Origin of the sequence: Bradyrhizobium sp. SHOUNA76 (assembly GCF_023006445.1) — a bacterium.
Lineage (GTDB): Bacteria > Pseudomonadota > Alphaproteobacteria > Rhizobiales > Xanthobacteraceae > Bradyrhizobium.
Genome location: NZ_JALBHA010000183.1, coordinates 1 through 10901, shown reverse-complemented (window position 1 = coordinate 10901; position 10901 = coordinate 1). Strand labels below are relative to the sequence as shown.

General features: G+C 63.3%; 12 protein-coding genes and 1 pseudogene. 6 read left to right on the top strand and 7 right to left on the bottom strand.

The genetic code is table 11. From position 1 onward, the window contains the following. Window positions 1-671 (top strand): LysR substrate-binding domain-containing protein (locus MOV74_RS19540; RefSeq protein WP_246925759.1); only part of this gene is annotated, 671 nt, incomplete at its 5' end. Window positions 672-809: 138 nt separating this feature from the next. Here MOV74_RS19540 and MOV74_RS19535 read toward each other — a convergent pair. Next, window positions 810-1811 carry a D-glycerate dehydrogenase gene (locus MOV74_RS19535; RefSeq protein ID WP_018323404.1) on the bottom strand — a complete coding sequence of 334 codons (1002 nt, stop codon included), beginning with the start codon at window positions 1809-1811 and terminating at the stop codon, window positions 810-812. A gap of 323 nt (window positions 1812-2134) precedes the next feature. On the opposite strand from MOV74_RS19535, the gene MOV74_RS19530 reads away from it, so the two are divergent. After that, window positions 2135-2665: an SH3 domain-containing protein gene (locus MOV74_RS19530; protein ID WP_246925756.1), complete on the top strand. Its 531-nt coding sequence runs from the start codon at window positions 2135-2137 to the stop codon at window positions 2663-2665. Window positions 2666-2799: 134 nt separating this feature from the next. On the opposite strand, the gene irrA is transcribed toward MOV74_RS19530, so the two are convergent. Continuing rightward, window positions 2800-3291, bottom strand: coding sequence for an iron response transcriptional regulator IrrA (gene irrA, locus MOV74_RS19525; RefSeq protein WP_212083389.1), 492 nt, complete (start codon window positions 3289-3291; stop codon window positions 2800-2802). A gap of 353 nt (window positions 3292-3644) precedes the next feature. On the opposite strand from irrA, the gene fabA reads away from it, so the two are divergent. The 3 genes from fabA to fabI all read left to right on the top strand — a co-directional run bounded on the left by fabA (window position 3645) and on the right by fabI (window position 6389). Next, window positions 3645-4166, top strand: a complete 522-nt coding sequence (gene fabA / locus MOV74_RS19520) for a bifunctional 3-hydroxydecanoyl-ACP dehydratase/trans-2-decenoyl-ACP isomerase (protein WP_246925753.1) — start codon at window positions 3645-3647, stop codon at window positions 4164-4166. A 40-nt stretch (window positions 4167-4206) separates the two neighbouring features. Beyond that, entirely contained in the window at window positions 4207-5430 is a 1224-nt protein-coding gene (gene fabB / locus MOV74_RS19515) for a beta-ketoacyl-ACP synthase I (protein WP_246925750.1), read from the top strand. A gap of 161 nt (window positions 5431-5591) precedes the next feature. Continuing rightward, complete coding sequence (fabI, locus tag MOV74_RS19510; RefSeq protein WP_246925748.1) at window positions 5592-6389, top strand: enoyl-ACP reductase FabI; 798 nt, start codon at window positions 5592-5594, stop codon at window positions 6387-6389. 118 nt (window positions 6390-6507) lie between these two features. Here the strand turns inward: fabI and MOV74_RS19505 are convergent, their stop codons facing one another. The 5 genes from MOV74_RS19505 to MOV74_RS19485 all read right to left on the bottom strand — a co-directional run bounded on the left by MOV74_RS19505 (window position 6508) and on the right by MOV74_RS19485 (window position 10472). Then, window positions 6508-7104 (bottom strand): glutathione S-transferase family protein, encoded by a 597-nt coding sequence (locus MOV74_RS19505; protein WP_246925746.1) that lies wholly within the window; start codon window positions 7102-7104, stop codon window positions 6508-6510. A 75-nt stretch (window positions 7105-7179) separates the two neighbouring features. After that, window positions 7180-8073: a hypothetical protein gene (locus MOV74_RS19500; protein WP_246925743.1), complete on the bottom strand. Its 894-nt coding sequence runs from the start codon at window positions 8071-8073 to the stop codon at window positions 7180-7182. Between the two features lie 72 nt (window positions 8074-8145). Beyond that, window positions 8146-8754, bottom strand: a complete 609-nt coding sequence (locus MOV74_RS19495) for a hypothetical protein (RefSeq protein WP_246925740.1) — start codon at window positions 8752-8754, stop codon at window positions 8146-8148. Window positions 8755-9073: 319 nt separating this feature from the next. Further along, window positions 9074-9538, bottom strand: a complete 465-nt coding sequence (locus MOV74_RS19490; RefSeq protein ID WP_246925739.1) for a GNAT family N-acetyltransferase — start codon at window positions 9536-9538, stop codon at window positions 9074-9076. A 7-nt stretch (window positions 9539-9545) separates the two neighbouring features. Beyond that, window positions 9546-10472 carry a hydrogen peroxide-inducible genes activator gene (locus MOV74_RS19485; RefSeq protein WP_246925738.1) on the bottom strand — a complete coding sequence of 309 codons (927 nt, stop codon included), beginning with the start codon at window positions 10470-10472 and terminating at the stop codon, window positions 9546-9548. 114 nt (window positions 10473-10586) lie between these two features. Here MOV74_RS19485 and MOV74_RS19480 point away from each other — a divergent pair. Next, window positions 10587-10901: pseudogene (locus MOV74_RS19480) on the top strand (catalase-peroxidase); the annotation flags it as partial.

Here is a 10901-nt window from a genome sequence, read left to right as displayed (position 1 = left end):
ATGCGCTCGATCAGGTGCGGGGCCTGCGCGAGGTCGCCTCGGGCCGCCTGCGCATCAATGCGCCGCCGCCGGCGGTCGATCTCGTGCTGGCACCGATGGTCGGGCCGTTTCTTAGCGCGCATCCGCAGGTCGATTTCGACATCGTCTCGGAAAGCGGCTTCGTCGACATCGTCAGTGCCGGCTTCGATGCCGGCGTGCGCTATGGCGAACATCTCGCGCAGGACATGGTGGCGATCCCGCTGAGTGGACCGCAGAGCTATGTGGTGGTCGCTTCGCCCGATTATGTCGCGCGCCGCGCCAAGCCGCTTCATCCGAAGGATCTGCTCGATCATGATTGCATCCGCGCGCGCTATTCGAGCGGCGTCATGCACGATTGGGAGTTCGAGAAGGCCGGCCAGGTCGTGAAGGTCGATCCGCCCGCAAAACTGATCTCGACCAACATGAACCTTGCGATGCGCGCCGCGCTCGACGGCGTCGGCATCTGGGCGACGCTCGATGGCTATGTCGGCGATGCCGTGAAGTCCGGCACGCTGGTCAGCTTGATGGAAGATTGGTGCGAACCGTTCCCGGGCCCGTTCCTGTACTACCCGAGCCGACGCCAGACGCCGCCCGCGCTGCGCGCCTTCATCGATTTCGTCGCCGACTGGCGCAAGCGCGAAACGCGCAGATAGGAGCCCCTCATGGTGAGGAGGCGCGAAGCGCCGTCTCGAACCATGCAGGCCCGGCTCTCGCCCGGGGCCATCCTTCGAGACGCGCTTCGCGGCTCCTCAGGATGAGGTCGGAGGGCTTGTCACGCAGCCGGATAGTCTTCAGAGCATGCTCGGCAGCACGCGGTCCGGCGGCTTGTGCGCGTCGAGGAAGGTGCGGATGTTGATGATCACCTTCTCGCCCATCTCGACGCGGCCTTCGATCGTGGCCGAGCCCATGTGCGGCAGCAGCGTCACCTTGCCGGCCTTGGCGAGCCGCACCAGTTTTGGATTGACCGCGGGCTCGTGCTCGTAGACGTCGAGCCCGGCGCCGCCGATCTCGCCGCCTTCGATCAGCTTGATCAGCGTGTCCTCGTCGGTGACCTCGCCGCGCGCGGTGTTGACGATGTAGGCGTCTTTCCGGATCAGCTTCAGCCTGCGCGCCGAGAGCAAATGATAGGTCGCCGGCGTATGCGGGCAGTTCACCGAGATGATGTCCATCCGCGCCAGCATCTGGTCGAGGCTTTCCCAATAGGTCGCGCCAAGCTCTTCGGCGATCTTTGGCGCCACGGGACGGCGGTTGTGATAGTGGATCTGCAGGCCGAAGGCGCGGGCGCGGCGCGCGACCGCCTGGCCGATGCGGCCCATGCCGATGATGCCGAGCCGCTTGCCGCCGATGCGGTGGCCGAGCATCCAGGTCGGCGACCAGCCCGGCCAGGGTTTTCCTTCGGTCAGGATCGAGGCGCCTTCGATCATCCGCCTGGGCACGGCGAGGATCAGCGCCATGGTCATGTCGGCGGTGTCCTCGGTCAGGACTTTCGGCGTGTTGGTGACGGTGATGCCGCGGGCGTGCGCGGCCTCGACGTCGATATTGTCGACGCCGTTGCCGAAATTGGCGATCAGCCGCAGCTTGCAGTCGGGCTGGTTGATGATGTCGGCGCTGATATGGTCGGTGACGGTCGGAACCAGCACGTCGGCGGTGCGCGCGGCTTCCGCGATCTGGTCGGCGGACATCGGCGTGTCCTCGAGATTGATCCGCGCGTCGAACAATTCGCGCATCCGCGTCTCGATCGAATCCGGCAGCTTGCGCGTCACCACGACGAGGGGCTTTTTCTTCACCGACATGTCCTGCTCTCATGAGGCGTCGCGGGCCGCCTCTGTCGCCAAAGGCCGGCCGTTGAGGCCTCATTAACCCGGTTGTTCGACACTGCCCTTGCCGTGTCCGTCCCCGGCGTTTCCTCCAAGCTCTCCCGAGATTTCCGGCCGGAAAATCGGGGCAAACTGGTTGTTCAAGTGCCCGTCCTCTCTAGCAGAAGGCCGGGCCAAGACAAGAACCACGGGGCAGGCTTGGGGAACACCCGCGTGGGGCGGTTCGGGATCGACGCGGCAGGTTTGGAATTTTGGGGTGAGGGTCCGGCAAGGCCGGGTCCTCGACAGGAGACGAGTTGATGGCGTTGGGGCGTTTTTGTTCGGTGATGGCGCTTGTCTGCACCTGGTGGAGCGCCTCGGTCGGCCCCTCGCAATCGGCCAAGGACAACACCCCGCAGACCACCAGCGGCCTGCCTGTGCCGCGTTACGTCAGCCTCAAATCGGATCACGTCAACGTTCGCGCCGGCCCGACCAAGGACAATGACGTGGCCTGGGTTTACACCCGTGCCGGCCTGCCGGTCGAAATCACCGCCGAGTTCGAGAATTGGCGCCGGGTGCGCGATTCCGAGGGCGCCGAGGGCTGGGTCTATCACTCGCTGCTGTCGGGCCGCCGCACCGCGGTCGTCACCATGAAGCACAAGGACGATCTCGCCCCGATCTACGATCGTGCCGATCTCGACAGCGCCGTTGCCGCAAAGCTCCAGGCCGGCGTCGTCACCCAGGTGAAGAAGTGCACTGCAAACTGGTGCCGCGTCACCGGCAACGGCTTCGACGGCTGGATCCAGCAGGAGCGCCTCTGGGGCGTGTATTCGGACGAGCAGGTGAATTGACGCCGGAGGCGGGCGAACGTTGCCCAACGTCATGCCCGGGCTTGTCCCGGGCATCCACGCGCTTCTCGCCTGGTCCAAAACGTGAATGGCCGGGACAAGCCCGGCCATGACGATCTTCTCAGCCTAGAAAAATCTCAGCGCTTCTTGCGCAGGCGCACGACCATGTCGATGCGCGCGATCTCGTAACCCTCGGGCACCTCCGGCATCTTGGACAGCGCCAGATGCGGGTCCTCGATGTCGACCAGCTCATGGCTGTTCTCGAGGTAGTAGTGATGGTGGGTGGTGACGTTGGTGTCGAAATAGGTCTTGGTGCCGTCGACGCTGACCTGGCGGAGCAGGCCGGCATCGGTGAGCTGATTCAGCGTGTTGTAGACGGTCGCCAACGACACTGGAACCTTGGCCAGTGTCGCTTCCTCGTAGAGCATTTCAGCCGTGAGGTGCCGTGCGCCCTTGCCGAACAACAGCCAGCCGAGCGCCATGCGTTGGCGCGTCGGACGCAGCCCAGCGGACTGGAGCATTTCGTTGACGTCGTGCCAGGGGCAGCCGGTCAAAGCCGGGTGGCGGCCGGACAGCAGGGCTGCCGAATGGACGTCGTCGTCGTGACGGGGCGCTGTATTCTCGCTCATTTCCAGATTTCGGGCACGCGTGAACAATATCTATCTGCAATATAAGAACAGAAAGATGCAGATGCAAGTTTCTCGCAACTAGAGGGGTTCTAATCAGACTTGGAACCGGGCCGGGATCGCGCCATTTTACCTTGATGGATGCGCTTTGCCACCCGAAATGGCCTGTGTTAGAGAGCGCGCGGTTCCGCTTAGCCGATTTTGGCGCAGCCGGGGCATGGAGGCCCGGTCGGCAGTCCATCCGGGGCATGCGGGAGCCTCGCCTGACTGTGGCAATGGCGTTGCTCTCCAACCGAGACGGGGCCCATTTTCGCCAAAAAACGTCGCTCAATCGGAATTCAAACAGAGGCTCGGGCATGCTGAACAGGCGCAACGGTTACGAATACGAAGATCTGCTGGCCTGTGCCCGCGGCGAGATGTTCGGCCCGGGCAATGCCCAGCTGCCGCTGCCGCCGATGCTGATGTTCGATCGCATCACGGAAATCAGCGAGACCGGCGGGGAGTTTGGCAAGGGCGTGGTGCGCGCCGAGCTCGACGTGAAGCCCGACCTCTGGTTCTTCGGCTGCCATTTCAAGAACGATCCGGTGATGCCCGGCTGCCTCGGCCTCGACGCGCTGTGGCAAATGGTCGGCTTTTATCTGGGCTGGACCGGGGGCGAAGGTCGTGGGCGCGCGCTTGGTCTGAACGAATTAAAGTTCAGCGGCCAGGTGCTGCCGGAGGCACGCAAGGTTGTGTACAACGTCGATATCAAGCGCGTGATGCGTTCAAAGCTGGTGCTCGGGATCGCCGACGGATGGCTTTCGGTCGATGACCAGATTATCTATCGCGCGAAGGATCTGAAGGTCGGCCTGTTCAAGCAGGGCACGAGCCTGGGCTGAGCGCATCACCAAGAAGACAACGATTTAAGGCGAGGCTGTCATGAGGCGGGTTGTGGTCACCGGGATGGGCATCGTCTCGTCGATCGGAAACAACACCCAGGAAGTGCTTGCGAGCCTTCACGAGGCGAAGTCGGGCATTTCTCGGGCTGAGAAACATGCCGAGCTCGGCTTTCGTTCGCAGGTCGCCGGCGCGCCGACGCTCGATCCTGCGACGGTGGTCGACCGCCGCGCGATGCGTTTCCTCGGCCAGGGCGCGGCCTGGAATCACGTCGCGATGGAGCAGGCGATTCAGGACGCGGGCCTGTCGCCTGACGAAGTCTCCAACATCCGCACCGGCATCATCATGGGCTCCGGCGGCCCGTCCGCCCGCACCATCGTCGAAGCCGCCGACATCACCCGCACCAAGGGACCAAAGCGCGTCGGACCCTTTGCAGTGCCGAAGGCGATGTCGTCCACGGCCTCCGCGACGCTTGCGACCTGGTTCAAGATCAAGGGCGTGAACTACTCGATCTCCTCGGCCTGCGCGACGTCGAATCATTGCGTCGGCAATGCCTATGAGACGATCCAGATCGGCAAGCAGGACATCATCTTCGCCGGTGGCTGCGAAGAATTGGACTGGTCGCTGTCGGTGCTGTTCGACGCCATGGGCGCGATGTCCTCGAAGTACAATGACACGCCTGCCACGGCCTCGCGCCCCTACGACGTCAACCGCGACGGCTTCGTCATCGCCGGCGGCGCCGGCGTGCTGGTGCTGGAAGAGCTCGCGCATGCCAAGGCGCGCGGCGCCCGCATCTACGGCGAGATCGTCGGTTACGGCGCGACTTCGGACGGCTACGACATGGTCGCGCCATCAGGTGAAGGCGCCGAGCGCTGCATGCGCATGGCGATGTCGACGGTGAAGACCAAGGTGGACTACATCAATCCCCACGCGACCTCGACGCCGGCCGGCGATCCCCCGGAGATCGAGGCGCTGCGAAAGGTGTTCGGCACCGGCGAGAAGTGCCCGCCGATCTCGGCCACCAAGGCGCTGACCGGCCACTCGCTGGGCGCCACCGGCGTGCAGGAGGCGATCTACTCGCTGCTGATGATGAACAACGGCTTCATCTGCGAAAGCGCGCACATCCAGGAGCTCGATCCTGTTTTCGCCGACATGCCGATCGTGCGCAAGCGCATCGACAACGTCAAGATCGGCACCGTGCTGTCGAACTCCTTCGGCTTCGGCGGCACCAACGCCACGCTGGTGTTCAGCCGGCTGGATGCGTGACGTCGTTACCGACTGATGATTGTTTCGTCATGGCCGGGCAAAAGCGCGAAGCGCGTCTTCGCGCCAGATGTCCCGGCCATCGACGTCTTAGCTTCTGGCTGCGAAGGGCGTGGATGCCCGGGACAAGCCCGGGCATGACGAAGAGCGGAGACTAGCAGGCAATGGAAGGTTTGATGAAAGGCAAGCGCGGTCTGATCATGGGCATCGCCAATGATCATTCGATCGCCTGGGGCATGGCGAAGACGCTGCATGCCCACGGTGCCGAGCTCGCCTTCACCTTCCAGGGCGAGGCCCTGGGCAAGCGCGTCAAGCCGCTGGCCGAGCAGCTCGGGGTCGATCTGGTGCTGCCTTGCGACGTCGAGGATATCGCCAGCGTCGATGCCACCTTCGATGTGCTGCGCGAAAAGTGGGGCCGGCTCGACTTCGTGATCCACGCCATCGGCTTTGCCGACAAGAACGAGCTGAAGGGCCGCTACGCCGACACCAGCCGCGAGAACTTTTCGCGCACCATGGTGATCTCCTGCTTCTCGTTCACGGAAATCGCAAAGCGCGCCGCAGAGCTGATGACGGAGGGCGGCAGCATGATCACGCTGACCTTCGGCGCCTCGGAGCGCGCGATGCCGAACTACAACGTGATGGGCGTGGCCAAGGCGGCGCTGGAAGCCTCCGTGCGCTATCTCGCCTCCGATTTCGGACCACGCGGCATCCGTGTCAACGCCATCTCCGCAGGCCCCATCCGCACGCTCGCCGGCTCGGGCATCGGCGAGGCGCGTGCGATGTTCGCTTACATGCAGAAGCATTCGCCGCTCCGCCGCGGTGTCACGCTCGACGAGCTCGGCGGCTCGGCGCTGTATCTGCTGTCGGATCTGTCCGGCGGCGTGACCGGCGAGATCCACTATGTCGATTCCGGCTACAACATCGTCCTGATGCCGAGGCCGGACGATCTGAAGGCGGAATGAAGCGTTCGCAGTTTCCGTAGGGTGGGCAAAGGAGCGTAAGCGACGTGCCCACCGTCTCTTAATAATTGCAGATGGTGGGCACGGCGAAGGCGCCTTTGCCCATCCTACGAGAGCTGCCTCACCCTGCCGCGATCTTCTCCGCGCGCTGGAATGCCGGCCGCGCCATGCAGCGCGCGAGATAGGCGTCGAACGCCGGGCGCGACGGCACCATCTTGAACAGACGCACCGCGAAATTCAGGCCCGAGCCGATCGTGATGTCGGCGGCCGAAAATTCTTCGCCGAGAATCCAGGGCCCCTTCTCGAGCGCGGCCTCCAGCACGTCGAACACCTGCGTCGCGCTGCCCCAGGCGGCGGTCGAGGTCGGGATTTCGATCTTGGTGAAGATCTGGATGATGGCGGGCTCGATGCAGCCCGGCGAAAAGAAGAGCCATTGCAGATAGCGCGCACGGCGCGGATCGGTCACCCCAGGCGCAAGCTTCGTCTCGGGATAGCGATCGGCAATGTAGGCGCAGATGGCGGCGGCTTCGCCGAGTGCCGCGTCGCCGTCGCTGAGCGCCGGCACCTTCCCCATCGGGTTGACCTTGAGGAAATCCGGCGCCTTCTGCGCGCCGGTCGAGATGTCGGTCAGCACGCGCTCATAGGCAAGGCCGCTCTCTTCCATCAACCAGAGTGTCGTGAACGAGCGCGAGCGGGGCGACCAATAGAGCTTGATCATGGCGGGGAACCTTTCATCGGCGGGAAGGCCAACAGCGTGCAGGGTAGAAGCCAACCAGCATAAACGACATGTGGGTCAATGTTGTTTGGTATCGCTTAGGCGCACTGCTGGTCGAAGTCCAAGCAAGAGCGGCAACGTCTTATCGAGGCTTTCCGTCAGCATGGCGCGTACGTCGTCGCGCAGTGCGGGATTGGCGGCGGCATCTTCAGGGCGCGTTGGGAACGATTCTGCGGGTAATTCGCGATAGGGGCCGCCGATTTGTTTGCCCAGAAGCCTCTGCACCGCCAGGGAATGATGCATGTTGATCAGCGCAGAGCTCTGTCTAACAACGGAATAGTCGCGCCCGTCAAAGATGCGGATAAACGCCAGGGCGTAGAGATAGATGCGACGCCCGAGCACCACATCCTGGTTGAGGATGCCGAAGCCGCGGACCGTGTAGTTGGATGACCCGATAGGGCTGATTGAATTGAGGATCTGGATATAGTGCCGGCAATTCGTTCCTTTCGCGACCTGGCGCATGTATTCGGCCAGTTCCGCGTTGAGATCGCGGAACAGCCTGTCCTTCAATGTGTCCTTGGACTCATCGCGGGGAGGAAATTTCGTAGGGTTGTAGGGGATTCTCAGGACGGACATGCCGGCAGGGATCGCGGCGCGAGTCCGCGCGAAGATTAGATCGTTGAGTCCCCAGCCTGGGATCGGGACCACCATCTTCTTGTTCTGAAATACGGTCAAGCCGGTCGTCAGCACGGTGAACTCGTCGCCGGTAGTGACCACGACACCGACGTCGCACGAGCCGCCGACCACGGGGGCGGGCTTGCCCGTTGCTTCCCGCCGAGTAGTCGTCTTGCTGTTGGCTTGCTTGACGGATGGTCCTGCCGTCTCCGTCCCTGGTGGTCCTGATTTGGTCTGCGCCCAAGCAGATATCGAAAAGCACCACACGACAGCCGCAACGACGACCAGCCGGGGCATAACGTTGAACGGAGTCCGGCCGCAGGAAGCGGCCGAGCAATAGCCTTTGTCGTGTCCCGTCGGCAAATGCGCTTACTCGCCCTTGATGTACGCGGGTAGATACTTGTCCAGCTGGGCCGTGAGCAGGCTGCGTGTGCTGTCACGCAGCAATGCACTGTTGGTCACCTGTTCAGGAGTCTTGGGAAACTCGAGATTGTTGAGGATCTGCATATTGTCGTTCTTGTTGGAAAAACTCGAAGCAATCGCATCTCCGAAGCTCCGGGTAGGCGCTCGATGGATGTCGAAAGTTCGTCCGTCAAAAACGTTGATACGGAAATAGGCAACCACGACGCCGCGCCCGAAAGGGCTCGCCCAATTCTTGTAGACCCCGAGGCCTTCGATTGATTGGTTGGTGCCATCAACCGAAACGCGGGCTTTGGTGGCTACGACGTAGCGTTCGCAATTTGCACCGTCGACGATCTGCCGCACCAGGACCGTCAGGTCGTCACGGTCATTGCGGAACAGTTTCGCTTCCGGATGATAGTATGGCTTGAAGGCTCCCTTTGCGTAAGCGATCTTTCGGACAGCCGTGCCGGGAGCCGCGGCGCGAACCCTCGCGACGAATAGATCATCGATACCCCACGTCTCGATCGGCGCCTCCATGTACTCGTTGCCGAACATCGTGAGGCCGACATGTTGCACCGAGAACTGGTCTCCGATCGCGGAAATGACGCCGATCTGACAGGGGCCGCTCGCAGCCGCGACCGGTTGTTGTGCAGTCGGTTTGGCCTTCGGCGTCGCCTTCTTGACTGCCGGCTTGGCCGGCGCCGCCGTCTGAGCGGGAGGCGCGGCGGGTGTTGGAGGAGTTTGCGCGACTGCCGAGGTCCAAATGGACAGGAGCGCGATCAGCGAGACAGCAATGCGAACCATGAATTCCGGGAGATCAGAGGCAGGAGGTCATCGGCTTCGCCACAATAGGGTGGGAGTGTGACAACCGCAAGCTGCACCCGGAGGTCGGCGTCTATCCGGTTGGCCGTCGCCGCTTCCACCGATAATACTTCATCACGAACCCGTTCGACGGCTCGACCGCTTCCTGCTCGAACACAAAACCTTCGCGCTCGTACCAGCGCCAGGCTTTTTCGTTCTCGCGCACGCAGCGCAGATGCATCTCGTCGGGCATTTGCGTGCGCGTGAAGGCGAGCAATGTCCGTCCGAGGGACCGGCCCTGATAGGCGGGCCCGACGAAGAGCATGTCGAGATAGAGCTTCGGCACATGCAGCGCCAGCATGGCGGCGATCGTGCCGTGATCGTCGGCGACGAACAGGCTCCAGCCGTCCTCGATCTCGCGCCGGACGCGCGCGCGCAGATTTGCCAGCAGGAAGTCGCTGGCCTCGCCGAGGCCGGTCGAGACCCAGCTCTCCATCCAGACGCGGCCGACCTCGTCGTATTCGTCTGCGCGGGCGGGGCGGATGACCGGATGCGACATCCGGCGCTCAGGTCCGGTGATTGCGCACGGCAGGACGCGGGCGCGCCTTGCCGGCCGACAGGCACACCACCTCGGAGATCTGCAGCAGCTGCCGGGCCAGTGGGCTGGTCTTGCGCCAGACCATGCCGATGGTGCGGGATGGTTGCGGATCGCGGAAGCGCGCGAGCGAGACCGAGGCCGATCGCGTTTCCACCGGCACCGCCATCTCCGGTATCAAGGTGACGCCGATGCCGGCGCTGACCATCTGGACCAGCGTCGACAGCGAATTGGCATCCAGCATCTCGCGCGGCGGCGCCGATTGCATGTTGCAGAACGACAGCGCCTGATCGCGGAAGCAATGGCCCTCCTCGAGCAGCAGCAGCCGCATCTCGCGCATCATCTCGCGCGAAGGTGCCGGCGTTCCCTCATCCGCACCCGGCCGGACCAGCAGGAATTTTTCCTCGAACAGGGCGACCTCGGTGAGCGAGGGTTCGGACACCGGCAGCGCCACGATGGCGGTGTCGAGCCGCCCCTCCACCAATTCCTGGATCAGCCGCGGCGTCATGGTCTCGCGCACGCGGATGTCGAGCTCCGGATGCAGTCGCGTGAGATTCTTGGTGATCGTGGGCAGGAGATAAGGCGCGATCGTCGGGATCATGCCGATGCGCAGCCGGCCCACGAAGCGATCCTGGGAGGCGCGGGCGAAATCGCCGAGCTCATCGACCGAGCGCAAAATGTCGCGGACGCGTTGTGCGAGCTCCTCGCCGAACCGGGTCAGCGCCACCTGCCGGGCGCTGCGCTCCAGCAGCAAGCCGCCGAGCGTCTCCTCCAACTCCTTGATCTGCATCGACAAGGCCGGTTGCGAGATCGAGCAGGACTCAGCCGCGCGGCCGAAATGGCCGTGCCGCGCCAACGCGTCGAAATACCGGAGCTGGCGCAGCGTCAGGTTGATCATCAGAAAATCCTATCGCAGCGATCATTAAAGTCAACTTTACCTGATAGGAGGCGGCGCTTAGAGTGATTCAACCTGGTCAAAGGCGCGAGTTCGACGCCACCAGAGGAGGTATTCATGGACGACACTTCGAAGTGCCCGTTTTCGGGTGGAAAACGCGTGCCGGCGAACCGCGACTGGTGGCCGACGCAGCTCAGCATCGAGATGCTGCATAAGAATTCCAACCTGTCCGATCCGATGGGCAAGGAGTTCGACTATGCCAAGGAATTCAAGACGCTCGACCTGAACGCGGTCATCAAGGACCTCACCGCTCTGATGACCGACTCGCAGGAGTGGTGGCCCGCCGACTTCGGTCACTATGGCGGCCTGATGATCCGCATGGCCTGGCACAGTGCGGGCACCTACCGCACCACCGACGGCCGCGGCGGCGCC

What these genes read in the sequence shown, in the direction of transcription:
- MOV74_RS19535 (WP_018323404.1), bottom strand. Translation starts at nt 1,811, where the DNA reads ATGTCGGTGAAGAAAAAGCCCCTCGTCGTGGTGACGCGCAAGCTGCCG.
- MOV74_RS19530 (WP_246925756.1), top strand. Translation starts at nt 2,135, where the DNA reads ATGGCGTTGGGGCGTTTTTGTTCGGTGATGGCGCTTGTCTGCACCTGG.
- irrA (WP_212083389.1), bottom strand. Translation starts at nt 3,291, where the DNA reads ATGAGCGAGAATACAGCGCCCCGTCACGACGACGACGTCCATTCGGCA.
- fabA (WP_246925753.1), top strand. Translation starts at nt 3,645, where the DNA reads ATGCTGAACAGGCGCAACGGTTACGAATACGAAGATCTGCTGGCCTGT.
- fabB (WP_246925750.1), top strand. Translation starts at nt 4,207, where the DNA reads ATGAGGCGGGTTGTGGTCACCGGGATGGGCATCGTCTCGTCGATCGGA.
- fabI (WP_246925748.1), top strand. Translation starts at nt 5,592, where the DNA reads ATGGAAGGTTTGATGAAAGGCAAGCGCGGTCTGATCATGGGCATCGCC.
- MOV74_RS19505 (WP_246925746.1), bottom strand. Translation starts at nt 7,104, where the DNA reads ATGATCAAGCTCTATTGGTCGCCCCGCTCGCGCTCGTTCACGACACTC.
- MOV74_RS19500 (WP_246925743.1), bottom strand. Translation starts at nt 8,073, where the DNA reads ATGCCCCGGCTGGTCGTCGTTGCGGCTGTCGTGTGGTGCTTTTCGATA.
- MOV74_RS19490 (WP_246925739.1), bottom strand. Translation starts at nt 9,538, where the DNA reads ATGTCGCATCCGGTCATCCGCCCCGCCCGCGCAGACGAATACGACGAG.
- MOV74_RS19485 (WP_246925738.1), bottom strand. Translation starts at nt 10,472, where the DNA reads ATGATCAACCTGACGCTGCGCCAGCTCCGGTATTTCGACGCGTTGGCG.